Source organism: Janthinobacterium sp. 17J80-10 (assembly GCF_004114795.1).
In the GTDB taxonomy this organism is placed as follows: Bacteria; Pseudomonadota; Gammaproteobacteria; order Burkholderiales; family Burkholderiaceae_D; genus Paucimonas.
The window spans coordinates 1,956,333-1,974,176 of sequence record NZ_CP035311.1; the positions used below are offsets into that span (position 1 = coordinate 1,956,333).

A 17,844-nucleotide genomic window follows, 5' to 3' on the forward strand; every position below is an offset into this window, starting at 1 on the left:
ATTCCATGGCGCACTTTGGTGCGCCATTCTTTCATTTGCCTGACATGCGTTGCGGCGCAATACACTGGAAGTTCAATGACTAGCGGACCCAAGATTCCTGAGCGTTTGATCAAGAAGTATCCCAATCGTCGCTTGTATGACACGCAAACCAGCTCGTACATCACGTTAAGCGATGTCAAGCAGCTGGTGCTCGATAACGAAATTTTTGCCGTGATCGATGCCAAGACCAGTGAAGACCTGACCCGCAGCATCCTGCTGCAAATTATCCTCGAAGAAGAATCCAACGGTTCGCCGATGTTTTCCAGCCAGGCGCTGGCACAGATCATCCGCTACTACGGCCATGCCATGCAGGGGATGATGGGTTCTTACCTGGAAAAGAATATCCAGGCTTTCATCGAAATCCAGAACAAGCTGGCGGAAAGCTCCAAGGGTTTTTATGAAGGCAAGCCGTTTACGCCGGAGATGTGGACGCAGTTCATGAATGTCCAGGGACCGATGATGCAAGGCATCATGGGTAACTACATCGAACAGAGCAAGAACATGTTCATCCAGATGCAGGAACAGATGCAGAACCAGACCAAGAACATGTTTGGTGTATTTCCTTTCGTGCAACCCGGCGAAAAGGGAGATGGCGAGAACAAGTAGTCAGTCTGACCGGCCTGGCGCCGGTCACGGCGCAATTGACAGCGCACAAGAGGGTACAATAGCGGATTCGCTCTTGTCCCCTTTTTTTATGTCCAACGCATCTTCTCCTACGCCGAAAGTCGGCTTTGTTTCCCTTGGCTGTCCCAAGGCGCTGGTCGATTCCGAACAAATCCTGACGCAATTGCGCGCCGAAGGCTACGAAACCGCCAAGTCCTATGACGGCGCCGACATCGTGATCGTCAATACCTGCGGCTTCATCGATGCCGCCGTGCAGGAGTCGCTGGATGCCATCGGCGAAGCACTGCATGAAAACGGCAAGGTCATCGTCACCGGATGCCTTGGCGCCAAGAAGGATGCCGCCGGCGACGACATCATTCAGAAAGTGCATCCCAAGGTGCTGGCCGTCACCGGCCCGCATGCCCTTGGTGAAGTCATGAGCGCTGTGCACCTGCACCTGCCCAAACCGCACGACCCGTTCAGTGACCTGGTGCCGGCGCAGGGCGTGAAATTGACGCCCAAGCATTTCGCCTACCTGAAAATTTCCGAAGGCTGCAACCACCGCTGCAGCTTCTGCATCATCCCGTCGATGCGCGGCGACCTGGTGTCGCGGCCGATCGCCGACGTCATGCTCGAAGCGGAAAACCTGTTCAAGGCCGGCGTCAAGGAATTGCTGGTGATTTCGCAAGACACCAGCGCCTACGGCGTTGACGTCAAGTTCCGCATGGGCTTCTGGAACGGCAAGCCGGTCAAGACCCACATGACGCAGCTGGTCACCGCGCTTGGCGAACTGGCTGCGCAATATGGCGCCTGGGTGCGCCTGCACTACGTCTACCCGTACCCGCACGTCGACGACATCATTCCGCTCATGGCCGAAGGCCGCATCCTGCCGTACCTGGACGTGCCGCTGCAGCATGCCCATCCGGATGTATTGAAGCGCATGAAGCGTCCTGCCAGCGGCGAAAAAAATATCGAGCGTATCACCGCCTGGCGCAAGATGTGCCCGGACCTGACCATCCGCTCGACCTTCATCGCCGGCTTCCCCGGCGAGACCGAAGCCGAGTTCGAATACCTGCTGGATTTTCTGAAGGAAGCCGAAATCGATCGCCTCGGCTGCTTCGCCTATTCGCCCGTGGAAGGCGCCACCGCCAACCAGCTCGCCAACCCGGTGCCGGAAGAAGTGCGCGAGGAGCGGCGTGGCCGCGTCATGCTGCTGCAGGAAGAAATTTCCAAAAAACGCATGCAGGCCAAGGTCGGCAAGACCATGCGCGTGTTGATCGATGAAGTCGAGCCGACTGGCGGCGGCGTTGGCCGTTCGGCAGCCGACGCGCCGGAAATCGATGGCGTGGTGTACGTCAAGCGACCTTTCGAGCCGCAAAAGAAGCTGAAGGTCGGCGAGTTCGTCGAGGTGGAAATCACCGCCGCGGATGCGCATGACTTGTGGGCGGCAGCATAATCAATTCCCTGAACTCGCAGGAGGCGCATTGAGTACGCCAAAATCCCCGCAGACCACGCTGGTCCACAGCGACTACACGGCGCCCGGCGGTTTTGCCGCCTTTCCGACTGCGATTCACCACGCTTCCACCGTCCTGTTTTCCAGCGTGGCAGCGCTGCGTTCGCGCAGCTGGCAGGACAAGTCTGCCTATACCTACGGCTTGCACGGCACGCCGACCAGCTTCACCCTGGAAGCGCGGCTCGCCGAAATCGAGGATGGCAAGCATTGCGTGCTGGCGCCCAGCGGCCTGGCGGCGATTGCGCTGGTGGACTTTGCCTTGCTCAAGAGCGGCGACGATGTGCTCATTCCCGACAATGTCTATAGTCCCAGCCGCGAGTTGGGCAACTGGCTGGCGCGGGATTTCGGCATTGCCGTGCGCTATTACGATCCGCTCGCCGGCGCCGGCATTGCCGCGCTGATCCGCCCCAACACCCGGCTGGTCTGGGCCGAGGCGCCGGGATCAGTATCGATGGAAGTGCCCGATTTGCCGGCGATTTGCCGTGCCGCGCACGAAAAGGGCGTGCTGGTAGCGCTGGATAATACCTGGTCGGCGGGCGTTGCCTTGCGTGCCTTTGACCTCGGTGTCGATATCGTCATGCAGGCGCTGACCAAATACCAGTCGGGCGGCTCGGACGTGTTGATGGGTGCGCTCGTCACGCGCGATACGGCATTGCACCGCAAGCTGGAAGCAGCCCACATGCGCCTCGGCTTTGGTATCGGCATGGATGATGCCTACCTGGTGCTGCGCAGCTTGCCAACTCTCAAGCTGCGTTTCGCAGCGCATGACGAGGGGGCGCGCAAGGTGGCAGCCTGGCTGAAGGGACGCCCCGAGATCGCCCGCGTGCTGCATCCGGCACTGCCGGAATGCCCCGGGCACGAATACTGGCGACGCGATTTTTCCGGTGCCGGCGGATTGTTTTCAATCATATTCGATGCGCGTTACAGCGAAGAGCAAACCGACCGTTTTGTCGATAGCCTGAAACTTTTCAAGATCGGTTTCAGCTGGGGTGGCTCGAACAGTCTGGCAGTGCCTTATCGCATGCAGGCCATGCGCAGCAGCTGGCAAGATGCTGGCCAGCTGGTTCGGCTCAATATCGGGCTGGAAGACCCTGACGACCTGATTGCGGACCTCGAGCTCGCGCTGCGGATGTTGACGGGATAGATTCTGTCATTTCTGCCGTCATCCTTGAATTGAGAAAGCCGGCGCAAGCCGGCTTTCTCTTTTTTATTGTCCTGGATTTGTCGAATGTTTTTACAGTGAGCCGATTCGATGCTTTCGATTATTTCCCAACGGATTGATTTCAAAGAAGAAATTTAAAATGGCATGGATGTTGCTTTTGGTTAAGAATAATCAATTCAAGGAGGCGTCAACATGAAATTTAAGCAAATCGTCCAATCCATTTTCTTCGCTGCGCTGCTCGGCACTGCCGGCGCATCGTCTGCAAACACTGTTTATAACGGTACGGTTGCCGGTGCGGATGGAAGCTGGGGATTCGTCAATTTCGGCCATAGCGGTGGCGCACTGTCGATTGATGCATGGGCCAATGGCTTTACCGGTGGTTCGACCGGCTTTGGCATCGACGATATCTACCTGTCGCTGTTCGTCAATAACGGTTCGTCGCACAGTGCCTTTACCGGCGCTTTTGTCGGCGCAAATGATGACTCTTGGAATTTTTCCGATGGGTCGACCAGCGTCCTGGATTCCTTCCTGAGTTTCGCTAACCTGTCCGCCGGTTCCTACACGCTCGCAATCAGCCACTGCTGCACGAATTTCGACTACGTCCGCAATGACACGGTTTCCAGCGGTATCCATGGTCCGTACCGGGATTTCCGTCTGACCTTTTCCCAGGATGTCGCCATCGAGGGCGTGGTTCCGGAGCCGCAATCCTTGCTGCTGATGCTGACCGCACTGGCTGCGTTGGGCCTGGCGGTTCGCCGCAAGACCTGATTTCACGCCTGCAGCGCCGGGCCTTGCAATTGGCCAGGCTGCGCCAGGCTTGATTTCATGCGGAATAAAAAAACCCGAACGGGCAATCGCCTGGTTCGGGTTTTTTACTAGGTTTTTTACTACATGTTCGGGTAATTCGGCCCGCCGCCGCCCTCCGGGGTGACCCAGACGATGTTCTGGGTCGGGTCCTTGATGTCGCAGGTCTTGCAATGCACGCAGTTCTGCGCATTGATCTGCAGGCGGTCGGCGCCTTCTTCCGTCTTCACGAATTCATACACCCCGGCCGGGCAATAGCGCGACTCCGGCCCCGCATAGGTCGCCAGGTTCACCTGCACCGGCACGCTCGCATCCTTCAAGGTCAAATGCACCGGCTGGTCTTCGGCATGGTTGGTGTTGGAAATGAACACCGAGGACAAGCGGTCAAAGGTCAGCTTGCCATCCGGTTTCGGATACGCAATCGGCGTGAAATTGGCCGCAGGTTTCAGGCTTTCATGGTCGGCATGGGTATGGTGCAGCGTCCAGGGCGCCTTGCCTTTCAACAGCACCTGGTCGATCCCCACCAGCAGGGTGCCCATCACCAGCCCCTTGCCCATGGCCGGCTTGAAGTTGCGCGCCTTGTGCAATTCTTCATGCAGCCAGGATTGCTCGAAGGCCAAAGGATAGGCGCTCAGTTCATCGTGCTGGCGGCTGGCGCCCAGCGCCTCGAAGGCGGCGTCCGCGGCCAGCATGCCCGTCTTCATGGCCGCATGGCTTCCCTTGATGCGCGAGGCATTCAGGAAGCCCGCATCGCAGCCGATCAGCGCGCCACCGGGGAAGACCAGTTTCGGCAGCGATTGCAGGCCGCCGGCAGTAATGGCCCGGGCGCCATACGACAGGCGCTTGCCGCCTTCGAAGAAGCTGCGGATGGCGGGATGGGTTTTATAGCGCTGGAATTCCTCGAAGGGCGAGAGATACGGGTTTTCATACGCCAGACCCACCACGTAGCCCACCGCCACCTGGTTGTTTTCCAGGTGGTAGAGGAAGGAGCCGCCATAGGTGGCATTGTCCAGCGGCCAGCCGGCGGTATGGATGACCAGCCCCGGCTGGTGTTTGGCCGGGTCGATTTCCCACAATTCCTTGATGCCGATGCCATAGGTTTGCGGATCGCGCCCGGCATTCAGGTCATATTTGGCCATCAATTGCTTGCCCAGATGCCCTCGGGCGCCTTCGGCAAACAGGGTGTACTTCGCATGCAGTTCCATGCCCAGCTGGAAAGCCGCGGTAGGCTGGCCTTCGCGGTCCACGCCCATGTTGCCGGTGGCAACGCCCTTCACGGAACCATCATCGTTGTAGAGCACTTCGGCGGCGGGAAAGCCGGGGAAGATTTCCACGCCCAGTGCTTCGGCTTGCTGGCCCAGCCAGCGCACAACGTTGGCCAGCGAAATGACGTAATTGCCGTGGTTCTGGAAGCACCCCGGCAAGAGCCAGTTGGGGGTCTTGTAGGCCTTGGTTTCGGACAGGAAGAGGAAGCGGTCTTCGGTGACGGGCGTGGTGAGCGGTGCGCCGCGTTCCTGCCAGTCGGGGAAGAGTTCGGCGATTGCCACGGGGTCCATGACGGCGCCGGAGAGGATGTGGGCGCCGAGTTCGCCGCCTTTTTCCAGCACGCAGACCGAGACCTCATTGCCCTTGGCCGTGGCGAGCTGCTTCAGGCGGATGGCGGCTGCCAGGCCGGCGGGCCCGCCGCCGACGATCACCACATCGTATTCCATTGCTTCGCGCGGGCCATACTGTTCCAACAGGTCCTGGCTTGCCGATTGCGTCATTGCTTCTCCCACATAAATTAAAATTATTCAACGTCAGCGTGGATTGTCCGGGATTTTGCAGGAGAATGCCAGTTAGCGTGGATCTATATGCCGGCTTTCATGTAATGATAGCGTTTTTGCAGGCGATAATTCGCGAGACAAAGGCCAGGAGGGAATGTGGGCGTTGAAATGAATTTCGAGGGAAAGATCGCGCTCGTGACGGGCGCGTCGAGTGGTCTCGGCACGCGATTCGCCAAGATCCTGGCACGGGCCGGCGCGCAAGTGGTACTGGCTTCGCGGCGCGTCGAGCGCTTGAAGGAATTGCGCGCGGAAATTGAAGCCGATGGCGGCGCGGCGCATGTGGTGGCCCTGGATGTGACCGATTACGGCAGCATCAAGGCAGCCATCGCCCATGCCGAGACCGAAGCCGGGCCGATCGATATCCTGGTCAACAACTCCGGTGTGGCAAGCAGCCAGTTGCTCGCCGATGTGACGCCGGAAGAGTATGCCTTCGTGATGGATACCAACCAGCGCGGCGCCTTTTTCGTGGCGCAGGAAGTCGCCAGGCGCATGGTTGCCCGTGCCAAGGGCGATGCCCAACTCCAGCACCGCATCATCAACATTGCTTCCGTTGCCGCCTTGCGTGTCATTCCCCAAATCGGCATCTATGGCATGAGCAAGGCTGCCGTGGTCCACATGACCAAGGCCATGGCAGTCGAGTGGGGGCGCTATGGCATTAATGTGAATGCAATTTGTCCCGGCTATATCGGTACCGAGCTCAATGCTGATTTCCTTGCCGGCGAGGCTGGTCAAAAACTGGTTACCATGTTGCCGCGCAAGCGCGTCGGCGAGCCGGAATTTCTCGATGGCTTGCTGTTATTGCTTGCGTCCGAAGATTCGCAGTTTATCAATGGCGCCATCATCGCCGCTGACGACGGCATGAGCGTGCAATAGACGCACTGCCGAATGGAAGGCAATCAGGGCAAGCAAGAGGAAGCAGGGAAGTCATGGATAAAAAACTGGCGCACACCGTGCGCATGCCGATACGCTGGGGTGACATGGATGCCTTCGGCCATGTCAACAATACGGTGTTTTTCCGCTACATGGAACAGGCGCGTATCGAATGGATGGAGGTGCGCGGCATGGCGATGGACGGGCGCGGCGACGGGCCTGTCGTCGTCAATGCCCGGTGTACTTTCCTGCGTCAGCTCAAATATCCCGGCGAGGTGGAAGTGCGTACCTTTGTTGCCTCACCAGGGCGTTCCAGCTTCGAAACCATTGTCGAGATCTGCCGCACCGACCAGCCGGACGTTCTGGTTGCCGAAGGCGGGGCCAAGGTGGTCTGGGTGAATTACGCCGAGGAGAAATCGGTGCCCTTGCCGCAGTCCCTGCGTGAAATGCTGGAGACTTGAGTCCGGCGCTTCAGCCTGACATGCCCACCAGCCGGTGCACCAGTTCGCTGGAAGTGGCGGCGGAAAACTTGCGCATCAGCTTGGCGCGGTGCATTTCTACCGTGCGGGGGCTGAGGCCAATCTGGCGGGCGATCAGCTTGCTGGTCTTGCCTTCGACCAGCAGCGCCGCGATCTCCCGTTCGCGCGGGGTCAGTTCGGCGGTAACCGGCCGCTTGGCGCTCAAGTCCTGGAATGTCCAGATACCGGCGGCATGCGGGTCGTTGGGCACCAGCGAGCGGCCATTGACGTGGCACCAGAACAGTTCCTGATTGGCGCGTTTCATGATGCGTTCGTCCGAATAGCAGCCTTTGGCATTCAGGATGGGCGAAATGCGCGCACCCGTGCGTTCGAATTCGTCCGGGGTGGGGTAGAGCACCAGGAAGGATTTGCCGACCAGGTCGCCGCGAGAATAGCCGAACATCTGCGCCAGGGTGTCGTTGCAAGCCTGTATGATGCGATTCTGGCTGACGCACATGCCCACCGGGGAGCGCAAAAAAATGTTTTCGTAGTCGATCGCTGGCGTTATGCTCATGAAGCCGTCAAAAATGGTGGTATGCAGGGGATGAACATAAGGTATTTTTACGGTATTGTACAGTGCCGGTACGCATCTTATGCTGGCGTGCTCTGTACTGTAGCAGCAGTTCCACTTTTAAAAGAGAGAGACGAGGGGGAGTATGAAGAAAGTTTATCCTGATGCGGCCACCGCCCTGGCCGGTATCGTCAAGGATGGCCAGACCATCGCCGTTGGCGGTTTTGGACTGTGCGGCATTCCTGAGGCATTGATCGGCGCGCTGCGTGATTCGGGCGTAAAAGACCTGACTGCCATTTCCAACAATGCCGGTGTCGACGGTTTCGGCCTCGGCCAGTTGCTGACGACCCGCCAGATCAAGAAAATGATCTCGTCCTACGTCGGCGAAAACAAGGAATTCGAACGCCAGTACCTGTCCGGCGAACTCGAACTGGAATTCACGCCGCAAGGCACCCTGGCTGAAAAGCTGCGTGCCGGCGGCGCCGGTATTCCGGCTTTCTTTACCAAGACCGGCGTGGGCACCATCGTCGCCGATGGCAAGGAGATCCGCGAATTCGATGGCCAGCAATACGTCATGGAACGTGCGCTGGTGGCTGACGTCTCCCTGGTCAAGGCCTGGAAGGCCGACAAGGCCGGCAACCTGGTGTTCCGCAAGACTGCGCGCAACTTCAACCCGAACGTCGCCATGGCCGGCAAGGTCACCATCGTCGAAGTCGAGGAACTGGTCGAAGTCGGCGAGATCGATCCGGATCAGGTCCATACTCCCAGCGTGTTCGTGCACCGCATCGTGGTCAACGCCACGCCGGAAAAACGCATCGAACAACGCACCACGCGTGCAAAGTAACAGGGGAGAATAGACATGGCATGGACTCGTGATGAAATGGCCGCTCGCGCGGCGAAAGAATTGCAGGATGGTTTCTACGTCAACCTGGGCATCGGCTTGCCGACCCTGGTGGCCAACTATGTGCCGAACGACATGGAAGTCTGGCTGCAGTCGGAAAACGGCTTGCTGGGCATCGGCCCGTTTCCGACTGAAGATGAAATCGATCCCGACTTGATCAATGCCGGCAAGCAAACCGTCACCACGCTGAAAGGCTCGTCCTTCTTCAGCTCGGCAGACTCGTTTGCGATGATCCGCGGCGGCAAGATCAACATCGCCATCCTCGGTGCGATGCAGGTGTCGGAAACCGGCGACCTGGCCAACTGGATGATTCCAGGCAAAATGGTCAAGGGCATGGGCGGCGCGATGGACCTGGTGGCCGGTGTTGGCCGCGTGGTCGTGCTGATGGAACACGTTGCCAAGGGCAAGGATGGTTCTGTCTCCAAGAAGATCCTCAATAACTGCAACCTGCCTCTGACCGGCGTGAAGGTGGTCAACCGCATCATTACCGACCTCGGCGTGATCGATGTGACGCCGAACGGCCTGAAGCTGATCGAATTGGCGCCTGGCGTGACCAAGGAAGAAGTGCAGGAAAACACTGAAGCCACGCTGGACACGAGCGCAGTGGCCTAAGCCGCGATCGCTCCAATGAAAACGGCGCCTGCAAGCAGGCGCCGTTTTTTATTCCCCGAACCACTTTCAGGTCATGCGGATCGCACACGCGGCCTGGTTATAGCCAACGCCCGAACCGATCATGACCACCAGGTCGCCCGACTTGACCTTGCCCAGGCTGATGGCATCGTCCAGCGCCATCGGGATGCAGGCCGAGCCCGTGTAGCCCCACTTATCCATGATCATGTGGCACTTTTCAATGGGTACGCCGCAGTTCTTCGCGGCCAGTTCGATGGTCGGCTTGCGCACTTGTGTAAAGATGAGCTGGTCGACGTCGTCGGGGGTGAAATTGTTTTCCTTTGCCAGACGGTGAAACAGCTTGGGCCAGCCGATGTCGTTGATCTCCGGCGGGTAGCGTTTGACCAGGCGCACCTGGGTGCGGCCGTCCTTGAGCGCCTGTTCACTGGCTGGCTCAGCCGTGCCGCCGGCAAAGATGCCCCACGATTGCGCAAACTCACCATCGGCCTGCATGGCCGCGCCGATGAAGCCCTGCTTGTCGCCTGCCTCGACGACAGCCGCGCCGGCGCCGTCACCGTAAAAGAAAATGGTGGGATCGTTTGGATCCGCCAGCCGGTGCATCATGTAGGCGCCGATGACCAGGATGGTCTTGATGCCGGCATTCGTCGCGATCAGGCCGGCGGCAATCGCCAGCGCGGTCGGAAAAGATGCGCAGGCGCAGCCGACATCGAAGGTGCCGGCGTTCTTCGTGCCCAGCTTGTGCTGCACCACCACCGAGGTGGCCGGCGTAATGTAGTCGGGCGAATCGGTGCCGACGATGAGCAGGTCGACCTCTTCCGGCTTGCGGCCGGCACGCTTGAGCGCTTCGCGCCCGGCTGCCGCGGCCAGGTCGGATGTCGCCCAGTCGTCCGGGGCGTAAAAACGCTGCTTGATGCCGGTACTGTCGGTGAACTTGCCGATTACGTCGGGATTGCCCAGTGCAGTGAAGCGCGCATTGAGTTCTTCATTGGTGACCTTATGCTCTGGCAGGTAATGCGCTGTCGAAATGATGTTGGCGATGCGCGGCATCCCGGTCTCCTTCAAGTTTTTGTGAAGAAATAATGACACACAAGGTTATTGACCACAAGTAGCGGTTTGTCCGATGCCTAGCGCGTGCGGGCGCGTTTGGCTGCGCGTCCGGACCAGCTGGCGCGCTTGACCTTGGTGGTCGGCTCCATGCTGGTTTGCGGCACGTAGCGCAGGTGGTCGCCCGGGCATTGGTAGGCAAGCTCGGCGGCCTTGGGATCTTCATTGGCGATCCACACGGTCTGGTCGCCTTGCCAGGTGCCGCTTTCGACCTGCTGGATGAATTCCGCGAAAATGCGCGCGCAAAGTTCGGGAACTTCGAGGGTGAATGCATGCGACATTTTGGGCACAATCAGCATGCGTGAACTGGCCGTGTTGGCGCGGATGACGTCATGCAGGTGGCGTGGGGTCAGGGCATCGTATTCGCCGTTCAGCACCAGGGTCGGGACGGTAATTTTCGCCAGCTCCGGCGTGATCGACGAGAATTTCGCCAGCGATTCCATCAAATTCTGGATGCCGTGCAGCTCGTTGCCGCTACTGCCGACGCGCTTGACGATGGCGAGCAGGTCGCGGTTTTTCGTCAGCCACTCGTTGGTGAAGTTCAGCGGCATCAGCAAGTCGAGATAGAACTCGAAGCCCACCCGCGCCATGCTGATGTAGAGATTGGCTGCGTGGCAAGTCAGCACCGGGTCGAGTTCGGAAAAAGTCGATATCGGCAAGAGCCCCTTGAGAGCATCAGGGAACATCATGGCGTAGCGCAGCACCACCACGCCGCCAAACGAAATGCCCATCACATAGGCTTGCTCGATGCCGAGATGATCGTGCAGCGCCTTGAGCATGATGGCATGGTCGTCGAAATCCACGCCGAGGATGGGTTTGCTGGAAAAGCCCTGGCCCAGCATGTCATAGGACAGCACGCGCACGCCTTTTGCCGGCAGCATCTTGAAATAGGGCGCCCAATGCGAGGTGCGCATGGACAAGCCGTTTACGAGGGTTAAGACGGGATCGCCTTCATTGCCAATCAGGTCGTAGTAAATCTCGGAATTCTTGTAACGGAAAACGGGCATGGTGGTGTCCTGGGATGCTGCGCGGTTTTGGCGCCTGGGGCGGATCGGGTGGAAAAAGCCTTACGCTGCAGGGATTTCGGTGATCTCGGCAAGCAGGCGCAGGAACAGCTTTTCAACGATCTGGCGCTGGGACTCGATGATGTTTTCCTTTTCTTCCATGGGCAGGTCGATGGCCATGTCTTTGAGCAGGCGGATCTGGGTCTGGATCTGGCGACCGTTTTCTTCCTCGATTTCCTTCAGCGTCGAAAAGAATGGCGTGTTCAGGTTGGTCTGCACCGACAGCAGGGGCAGGATGCGAATCACCGAGAGGAAGGCGTGCGACAGCGCCAGGTATTCGTAAAAATTGCGGTCCACCTTCAGCATGCCGCCCATGAAGCGCGCCGCACTGGTCTCTTGCCACAAGGCGAGGTTCAGCTGCGTGGCGGCGAGGAAGACCATCGGGTTGCTGCTCCAGGCCGTGGACTTGCCTAGCAGCGTGGTCAACTCGACTTCCTTGAAACACTGGCTGTGCAGGAACTTGTAGGGAACCCATTCCATTGGCTGAAATTCGACCCGCGCCAGGATGGTGGCATTGATGCTCTTGACGCCTTGCAGGAACAGGCAGAGACGGGTCTGTGCATCGGGGCTGAGCTCTTGCTGTTGCTTGAAATATTCCATCGCGCGTTGGCGAATCTCGATGGATCGGTCAGCCATGGGGTCTCCGGTAGGGTGGTGAAGCTGGGTTGGTTCGGTCCGGCAGGAAGAGCCTGTCCGGTGCAGCAGTGCACTTGTTAATAGTTTACTTGAATCATTGATGTTTTTCCATGCGCTTAGACTCTCCGGTCAGGCAGTTTACCGATCATTTTTAACATTTTCCAAGAGGAAAAAAGTGATATAAAGAAACTTATTTAAAAATAGTTACATTCCATCAGTGGAGGAGCATTTGAGGCAGCATCAATTTTCAAGCATGGGTCCTGCGGGTTTTCATCGGCTGGCTTATACCGAATGGGGCGATCCGGCCAATCGCGACGTGATTGTCTGCGCGCATGGATTGACCTTGAACAGCCGTTACTTCGACTGGTTTGCCAAGGCTTGCGAAGACCATTACCGCGTGATTTGTCCGGATACCGTCGGGCGGGGCAGCAGCGAATGGGTGGATCCGCAGCATTACTGGTTCCCCCAATACATGACCGACGCTGCAGCATTGCTGGCGCGCATAGGCAATGACAAGGTGAACTGGATCGGCACGTCGATGGGGGGCTTGCTCGGTATTTTTCTTGCTACGCAAAAAAATCATCCCATCAAGCGCCTGGTCTTGAACGATGTCGGCCCCTTTATCACCAGGGAGGGCATGAGATTCATCGCCGAGTATATCGGCAGGGATGAGCGCTTCCGCAACCATGCCGAGGTCGAGGCGCATTTGCGCGTGCTGTATCCCAAGTTTGGTGATCTGACGGACGAGCAGTGGCGTCACCTGGCGCGCATCGGGTCGCGGATCACGGAGGAGGGCGACTTGCGGCTGGCCTACGATCCGCGCATCCGTGAAAGCTTCCGCGAGATCAACGACGATTTCCAGGCATGGGACCTGTGGGAAAAGATCGATATTCCGGTACTGATATTGCGCGGTTCCGAGTCTGGGATCCTGACCCAGGAAACGCTGGAAGAGATGCTGCGCCGTAATCCACGGGCGCGCGCCCATGTGTTCGAGGGCATCGGCCACGCGCCGCCGCTCATGGCGGGTGACCAGATCAATATCGTGCTGGATTTTCTGGCAGAAGGCTGAACGATTGCGATGGCGTAAACGAAAAAATCGCGCGGGGTGCCGCGCGATTTTTTTGTGAAGCGCCGTAGCGCTTGCAGGCAAGCTTACTGCGCGACCCAACCGCCGTCGACGTTCAGGGACATGCCGCGCATCTGGCTGGCAGCGTCGCTGCACAGGTAGACGGCCAGGCTGCCCAACTGGTCCGGGGTGACGAACTCGCCGGACGGCTGCTTTTCCTGCAGCAGCTGGCGCTTGGCTTCATCGTTGGAGATCTTGCCGGCTTCGGCGCGTGCGTCCACCTGTTTTTGTACCAGCGGGGTCAGCACCCAGCCCGGGCAGATGGCGTTGGCGGTGACGCCGGATTGTGCATTTTCCAGGGCAGTGACCTTGGTCAGGCCGATAATGCCGTGCTTGGCTGCGACATAGGCGGATTTTTGCGCGGAACCAACCAGGCCGTGTACCGAGGCAATGTTGATGATGCGGCCCCAGTTTTTCGCTTTCATGGCCGGCAAGGCCAGGCGCGTGGTATGGAAAGCGGAATTCAGGTTAATGGCGATGATGGCATCCCACTTCTCGACCGGAAAATCTTCAATGTTGCTCACGTGCTGGATGCCGGCATTGTTGACCAGCACATCAACGGCGCCGAACTTGTCGGCAGCGAACTTCATCAAAGCTTCAATCTCGGCAGCTTTGGACATGTCGGCATTGTGATAGGCAGTTTGTACGCCGAATTCTTGCGCAACGGCTTGTTGCAAGGCTTCGATTTCCTTCAGGTCGCCAAAGCCATTGAATACGATATTGGCGCCCGCTGCGGCCAGTGAGCGGGCAATGCCCAGACCGATGCCCGATGTCGAGCCGGTAACGAGGGCGGTTTTACCTTGAAGCGTCTTGCCTTGCATGATGTCCTCTTCCAATGTGTCTTATATAAAATAAATTATTACCGCTCGGTGACGGAGCTAGGATTTTAATCTTATCCGGCAGTAAAATGTTGATTGATATCCATATTATTGACAGATTAACCAGAGATGACCCAGCCTCAGATTAAAAGCGTTCAGTGTTTGTCCCCAGTCGGACTGCATAACATGGTTTACAAGGAATGGGGCGATCCCAAAAATCCGAAAGTGCTGGTGTGCGTGCACGGCGTGACCCGTGTGTCTGATGATTTTGACAATCTTGCGGCAGCTTTGTGCGATGAATACCGCGTCGTGTGTCCGGACATTGTCGGGCGCGGGCGTTCCGACTGGCTGCGCGATCCGATGCACTATGTCATTTCACAATATCTGAGCGACATGGTTACCCTGCTGGCGCGGCTCGATGTCGAGACGGTGGACTGGGTCGGCACATCGATGGGCGGCTTGATCGCCATCCCCTTTGCCGCAATGCCCGGCAATCCGATTCGCAAACTGGTGCTGAACGATGTGGGGCCGGCGCTGGACATGACCTCGCTCGTCACGATCGCCGACTATATCGGCCATGATTTGCGCTGGCCAACCTACGATGACGCCGAAACGTATGTGCGCGCCATTTCCGTTCCTTTCGGCCCGCATACCGATGACGAGTGGCAGCGGCTCGCCAAAAGCGTCTTGCGCCAACTTGAAGATGGTCAATGGACGCGCCATTATGATCTGAGGCTTGCAAAGCCTTTCCGCCATGCTTATTTTGATGACGTCATCGGCTCGGAATCGACTTTGTGGCAGCAATACGATGCAATCACTTGTCCGACCTTGCTGTTGCGCGGCGCCCAGTCCGGCCTGCTGATGGCCAAGACAGCACAGGACATGGCGCAACGTGGGCCGCGCGCCAGAGTGGTGGAGCTCGAGGGTGTCGGCCATGCGCCGACCTTGATGCATGAAGACCAGATCGCGATTGTGAAAGACTTTTTGCTGGATTGATAGTCTGAACCTCAGGCGACATGCTGCCGCCTGAACCGACTATGCCTCACCTGTCTCTGTAACGGCTTTTAACGTCATGCTTATTCAACGCTTCCATCCTGGCAAAACCCTGTCCGAGATGGCAATACACAATGGCACGCTCTATCTGGCAGGGCAGGTGGCTGAAGATGTCACCCGAGATATTGCCGGCCAGACCCGTGAAGTGCTGGGGCATATCGACCGCTTGCTGGCCGAGGGTGGCAGCGACAAGGCGCACATCCTGATGTGCCAGATTTATCTGTCCGACCTGGCCAATTTCGATGGCATGAATGCAGCATGGAACGCGTGGGTCGCGCCGGGCAATGCGCCGCCGCGCGCCACTGTAGAGGCCCGGCTTGCCCGGCCGGAATGGCTGGTCGAGATGGTTGTCACCGCAGCACAAAAATAATGATCTTATGGTTTCCGTAACCGCCGCCGAACATTCCAGCCACGATTTGCTGGTGGCTGGCCTGAATGCCGCCGATGCTGCGCGCGTTGGCGCAGCGCTGGACTTCATTCAACCGCTTTATGCAGGCAAGAATGTCATCAAGGGCCAGGATGCCTACGCCTATGCCGTGACAGTGGCGAGCATCGTTGCGCACCTGGAAACCGATGCCGACACGCGCATGGCGGCGCTGCTGTTCGAGGTGCCGATGCTGGCGCCGGCCCAGGAAGCAATGCTAGAAGAGCGTTTCGGCAAGGAGGTTGTCGACCTGGTCGCCGGCATCCGCCAGTTGATGCGATTGCATGAAACCACGTTCGACCAGCACGAACCGGAACAGGGCAAGAATAAGAGCGCCCAGCAAAGGGCTGCGCTGCAGCTGGAAACCCTGCGCAAGATGCTGCTGGCGATGGCGACCGACATGCGCGCCGTCCTGGTGCGCCTGGCGTCTCGCGTGGCGACCCTGCGTTATTTCGCCGACCTGAAACTCGACAACGACCGCACCCGCGATTATGGCCGCACCACGCTGGACCTGTATGCGCCATTGGCCAACCGCCTCGGCGTGTGGCAGCTGAAGTGGGAACTGGAAGACTTGTCGTTCCGTTTCATCGAGCCGGAAACCTACAAGCGCATCGCCAGGATGCTGGAAGAAAAACGGCTCGGCCGCGAAGCTTTTGTCGCCGATGCGATTGCGCGCCTGCAGTCGGAGATGGCTGCCGCCGGGATTAGCGCAGAGGTCTCCGGCCGGCCCAAGCATATCTTCAGCATCTGGAACAAGATGAAGGGCAAGTCGATCGACTTTTCCGAGCTGTACGACGTGCGCGCCTTCCGCGTGATCGTCGACGATATCAAGACCTGCTACACGGTGCTGGGCATCGTGCACCACATCTGGACGCCGATTCCACACGAGTTCGACGACTACATCGCGCGTCCCAAGGGCAATGGCTACCAGTCGCTGCACACCGTGGTGACGGCGGACGACGGACGTGCCCTTGAAGTGCAGATCCGCACCCGTGAAATGCACCATTTCGCCGAATACGGCGTGGCGGCGCACTGGCGCTACAAGGAATCGGGCGGTTCGAATTTCGCCGCTAAAAAATATGACGAGAAGATCGCTTGGCTGCGCCAGCTGCTGGCCTGGAAGAGCGAAATCACCGATGCCGTAGTGGGGCAGGAAGAGGGCCGGCGCGAATGGGTGGAAAAGCTCAAGTCAGCCACGCTGGACGACCGCATCTACTTGATGACGCCGCAGGCGCGCGTGATCGAATTGCCCGCAGGCGGCACGCCCATCGACTTTGCCTACCACTTGCACAGCGATATCGGCCATCGCTGCCGCGGCGCGCGCGTCGACGGCGCCATGGTGCCGTTGAATACGCCGCTGAAAAACGGCCAGACGGTGGAAATCATCACTGCCAAGGGCAGCAGCGCCGCCTCGGCCGGTCCTTCGCGTGACTGGCTCAGCGCCGGCTATGCCGCCAGCCCGCGCACCCGCGCCAAGGTGCGCGCCTGGTTCAATGCACTCGACCAGCAGGCCACCCTCGCAACTGGGCGTGGCCTGATCGAAAAAACCTTGCAGCGCGAAGGCAAGACCGCGGTCAACCTGGAAGAATTGGCGCACAAGCTGGGGTTTCCGCGGCCGGACGATTTGTTTCTTTCGGTGGGCAAGGATGAATTCAGCCTGCGCACCGTGGAAAACGCATTGCATGAAGGCGATGCGGCAAAGCAGCCGCCGGCCAACCCGGATGCGGCAGTCGTGCCGCGCAAGAGCCGCGCATCCAGCGTGACCCAGGGCGCCAAGTCGGGCGTGCTGGTGGTCGGCACCGAGGGCTTGATGACGCAGCTGGCCAAATGCTGCAAGCCGGCGCCGCCGGACGAGATCGTTGGGTTCATCACGCGCGGCAAGGGCGTTTCGATCCATCGCACCAATTGCAAGAACTTTGCCGAGATGTGGGTGCATGCGCCGGAACGCGTGATCCAGACGACCTGGGGCACAGCCGGCAAGGAAACGGTCTATCCGATCGATATTTTCATCATCGCCCAGGATCGCCAGGGTCTGCTGCGCGACATCTCTGAAATCCTCATGCGCGAGAAGATCAATGTTATTGGTGTCAGCACGCAAAGCGTGAAAGGGCAGGCACGCATGGCCTTTACGGCGGAGATCGGCTCGACCGAACAGCTCGCCAAGGCGCTGGCGATCATCCGCGAGGTGCGCGGCGTGATCGATGCGCGCCGCAAATAGCCTGTCAAAAGACAGACAAGCGCC

At 58.8% G+C, this 17,844-nt stretch carries 18 protein-coding genes; 12 read left to right on the forward strand and 6 right to left on the reverse strand.

Annotation, left to right across the window (positions count from 1 at the left end):
- Nucleotides 1-75 precede the first annotated feature (75 nt).
- The 4 genes from phaR (at nt 76) to EKL02_RS08945 (ending at nt 4,085) form a co-directional block, all read left to right on the forward strand.
- Nucleotides 76-645, forward strand: coding sequence for a polyhydroxyalkanoate synthesis repressor PhaR (phaR, locus tag EKL02_RS08930; RefSeq protein WP_128901717.1), 570 nt, complete (start codon nt 76-78; stop codon nt 643-645).
- Nucleotides 646-733: 88 nt separating this feature from the next.
- Complete coding sequence (gene rimO / locus EKL02_RS08935) at nt 734-2,098, forward strand: 30S ribosomal protein S12 methylthiotransferase RimO (RefSeq protein WP_128901718.1); 1,365 nt, start codon at nt 734-736, stop codon at nt 2,096-2,098.
- A 28-nt stretch (nt 2,099-2,126) separates the two neighbouring features.
- On the forward strand, nt 2,127-3,299 hold the full coding sequence (locus EKL02_RS08940; RefSeq protein WP_241687843.1) for a cystathionine beta-lyase: 1,173 nt from the start codon (nt 2,127-2,129) through the stop codon (nt 3,297-3,299).
- 210 nt (nt 3,300-3,509) lie between these two features.
- Nucleotides 3,510-4,085: a DVUA0089 family protein gene (locus tag EKL02_RS08945; RefSeq protein ID WP_128901720.1), complete on the forward strand. Its 576-nt coding sequence runs from the start codon at nt 3,510-3,512 to the stop codon at nt 4,083-4,085.
- 119 nt (nt 4,086-4,204) lie between these two features.
- Here EKL02_RS08945 and EKL02_RS08950 read toward each other — a convergent pair whose 3' ends face one another.
- Nucleotides 4,205-5,887 carry an electron transfer flavoprotein-ubiquinone oxidoreductase gene (locus EKL02_RS08950; RefSeq protein ID WP_128901721.1) on the reverse strand — a complete coding sequence of 561 codons (1,683 nt, stop codon included), beginning with the start codon at nt 5,885-5,887 and terminating at the stop codon, nt 4,205-4,207.
- Nucleotides 5,888-6,043: 156 nt separating this feature from the next.
- Between EKL02_RS08950 and EKL02_RS08955 the strand changes: the two genes are divergently transcribed.
- Together EKL02_RS08955 and EKL02_RS08960 are read left to right on the forward strand one after the other, a co-directional pair.
- Entirely contained in the window at nt 6,044-6,820 is a 777-nt protein-coding gene (locus tag EKL02_RS08955; protein WP_128901722.1) for an SDR family oxidoreductase, read from the forward strand.
- 53 nt (nt 6,821-6,873) lie between these two features.
- Complete coding sequence (locus EKL02_RS08960) at nt 6,874-7,278, forward strand: thioesterase family protein (protein WP_128901723.1); 405 nt, start codon at nt 6,874-6,876, stop codon at nt 7,276-7,278.
- 10 nt (nt 7,279-7,288) lie between these two features.
- Here EKL02_RS08960 and EKL02_RS08965 read toward each other — a convergent pair whose 3' ends face one another.
- The gene (locus EKL02_RS08965) at nt 7,289-7,849 is read right to left on the reverse strand and encodes a LuxR C-terminal-related transcriptional regulator (protein WP_128901724.1); all 561 of its coding nucleotides are present in this window, start codon (nt 7,847-7,849) and stop codon (nt 7,289-7,291) included.
- Nucleotides 7,850-7,991: 142 nt separating this feature from the next.
- On the opposite strand from EKL02_RS08965, the gene EKL02_RS08970 reads away from it, so the two are divergent.
- Together EKL02_RS08970 and EKL02_RS08975 are read left to right on the forward strand one after the other, a co-directional pair.
- On the forward strand, nt 7,992-8,690 hold the full coding sequence (locus tag EKL02_RS08970) for a CoA transferase subunit A (protein ID WP_128901725.1): 699 nt from the start codon (nt 7,992-7,994) through the stop codon (nt 8,688-8,690).
- 15 nt (nt 8,691-8,705) lie between these two features.
- Nucleotides 8,706-9,359 carry a 3-oxoacid CoA-transferase subunit B gene (locus tag EKL02_RS08975; RefSeq protein WP_128901726.1) on the forward strand — a complete coding sequence of 218 codons (654 nt, stop codon included), beginning with the start codon at nt 8,706-8,708 and terminating at the stop codon, nt 9,357-9,359.
- A 66-nt stretch (nt 9,360-9,425) separates the two neighbouring features.
- On the opposite strand, the gene EKL02_RS08980 is transcribed toward EKL02_RS08975, so the two are convergent.
- The 3 genes from EKL02_RS08980 to EKL02_RS08990 all read right to left on the reverse strand — a co-directional run bounded on the left by EKL02_RS08980 (nt 9,426) and on the right by EKL02_RS08990 (nt 12,181).
- Nucleotides 9,426-10,424, reverse strand: coding sequence for a ketoacyl-ACP synthase III (locus EKL02_RS08980; protein WP_128901727.1), 999 nt, complete (start codon nt 10,422-10,424; stop codon nt 9,426-9,428).
- A 77-nt stretch (nt 10,425-10,501) separates the two neighbouring features.
- Nucleotides 10,502-11,488 (reverse strand): alpha/beta hydrolase, encoded by a 987-nt coding sequence (locus EKL02_RS08985; protein ID WP_128901728.1) that lies wholly within the window; start codon nt 11,486-11,488, stop codon nt 10,502-10,504.
- A 60-nt stretch (nt 11,489-11,548) separates the two neighbouring features.
- Nucleotides 11,549-12,181, reverse strand: a complete 633-nt coding sequence (locus EKL02_RS08990; RefSeq protein ID WP_128901729.1) for a hypothetical protein — start codon at nt 12,179-12,181, stop codon at nt 11,549-11,551.
- Between the two features lie 229 nt (nt 12,182-12,410).
- On the opposite strand from EKL02_RS08990, the gene EKL02_RS08995 reads away from it, so the two are divergent.
- Nucleotides 12,411-13,250 carry an alpha/beta hydrolase gene (locus tag EKL02_RS08995; protein WP_206732476.1) on the forward strand — a complete coding sequence of 280 codons (840 nt, stop codon included), beginning with the start codon at nt 12,411-12,413 and terminating at the stop codon, nt 13,248-13,250.
- Nucleotides 13,251-13,333: 83 nt separating this feature from the next.
- Here EKL02_RS08995 and EKL02_RS09000 read toward each other — a convergent pair whose 3' ends face one another.
- Nucleotides 13,334-14,128: a 3-hydroxybutyrate dehydrogenase gene (locus EKL02_RS09000; RefSeq protein ID WP_128901730.1), complete on the reverse strand. Its 795-nt coding sequence runs from the start codon at nt 14,126-14,128 to the stop codon at nt 13,334-13,336.
- A gap of 126 nt (nt 14,129-14,254) precedes the next feature.
- Between EKL02_RS09000 and EKL02_RS09005 the strand changes: the two genes are divergently transcribed.
- The 3 genes from EKL02_RS09005 to EKL02_RS09015 all read left to right on the forward strand — a co-directional run bounded on the left by EKL02_RS09005 (nt 14,255) and on the right by EKL02_RS09015 (nt 17,820).
- Complete coding sequence (locus tag EKL02_RS09005) at nt 14,255-15,121, forward strand: alpha/beta hydrolase (protein WP_128901731.1); 867 nt, start codon at nt 14,255-14,257, stop codon at nt 15,119-15,121.
- A 76-nt stretch (nt 15,122-15,197) separates the two neighbouring features.
- Nucleotides 15,198-15,548 carry a RidA family protein gene (locus tag EKL02_RS09010; protein ID WP_128901732.1) on the forward strand — a complete coding sequence of 117 codons (351 nt, stop codon included), beginning with the start codon at nt 15,198-15,200 and terminating at the stop codon, nt 15,546-15,548.
- Nucleotides 15,549-15,555: 7 nt separating this feature from the next.
- Nucleotides 15,556-17,820: a bifunctional (p)ppGpp synthetase/guanosine-3',5'-bis(diphosphate) 3'-pyrophosphohydrolase gene (locus tag EKL02_RS09015; protein WP_128901733.1), complete on the forward strand. Its 2,265-nt coding sequence runs from the start codon at nt 15,556-15,558 to the stop codon at nt 17,818-17,820.
- The last annotated feature ends 24 nt before the right edge of the window (nt 17,821-17,844 follow it).

Excerpts from the sequence above, each read along its gene's own strand:
- phaR (WP_128901717.1), top strand. The coding sequence starts at position 76 with ATGACTAGCGGACCCAAGATTCCTGAGCGTTTGATCAAGAAGTATCCC.
- rimO (WP_128901718.1), top strand. The coding sequence starts at position 734 with ATGTCCAACGCATCTTCTCCTACGCCGAAAGTCGGCTTTGTTTCCCTT.
- EKL02_RS08945 (WP_128901720.1), top strand. The coding sequence starts at position 3,510 with ATGAAATTTAAGCAAATCGTCCAATCCATTTTCTTCGCTGCGCTGCTC.
- EKL02_RS08950 (WP_128901721.1), bottom strand. The coding sequence starts at position 5,887 with ATGACGCAATCGGCAAGCCAGGACCTGTTGGAACAGTATGGCCCGCGC.
- EKL02_RS08960 (WP_128901723.1), top strand. The coding sequence starts at position 6,874 with ATGGATAAAAAACTGGCGCACACCGTGCGCATGCCGATACGCTGGGGT.
- EKL02_RS08965 (WP_128901724.1), bottom strand. The coding sequence starts at position 7,849 with ATGAGCATAACGCCAGCGATCGACTACGAAAACATTTTTTTGCGCTCC.
- EKL02_RS08970 (WP_128901725.1), top strand. The coding sequence starts at position 7,992 with ATGAAGAAAGTTTATCCTGATGCGGCCACCGCCCTGGCCGGTATCGTC.
- EKL02_RS08975 (WP_128901726.1), top strand. The coding sequence starts at position 8,706 with ATGGCATGGACTCGTGATGAAATGGCCGCTCGCGCGGCGAAAGAATTG.
- EKL02_RS08980 (WP_128901727.1), bottom strand. The coding sequence starts at position 10,424 with ATGCCGCGCATCGCCAACATCATTTCGACAGCGCATTACCTGCCAGAG.
- EKL02_RS08985 (WP_128901728.1), bottom strand. The coding sequence starts at position 11,488 with ATGCCCGTTTTCCGTTACAAGAATTCCGAGATTTACTACGACCTGATT.
- EKL02_RS08990 (WP_128901729.1), bottom strand. The coding sequence starts at position 12,181 with ATGGCTGACCGATCCATCGAGATTCGCCAACGCGCGATGGAATATTTC.
- EKL02_RS09000 (WP_128901730.1), bottom strand. The coding sequence starts at position 14,128 with ATGCAAGGCAAGACGCTTCAAGGTAAAACCGCCCTCGTTACCGGCTCG.
- EKL02_RS09005 (WP_128901731.1), top strand. The coding sequence starts at position 14,255 with ATGACCCAGCCTCAGATTAAAAGCGTTCAGTGTTTGTCCCCAGTCGGA.
- EKL02_RS09010 (WP_128901732.1), top strand. The coding sequence starts at position 15,198 with ATGCTTATTCAACGCTTCCATCCTGGCAAAACCCTGTCCGAGATGGCA.
- EKL02_RS09015 (WP_128901733.1), top strand. The coding sequence starts at position 15,556 with ATGGTTTCCGTAACCGCCGCCGAACATTCCAGCCACGATTTGCTGGTG.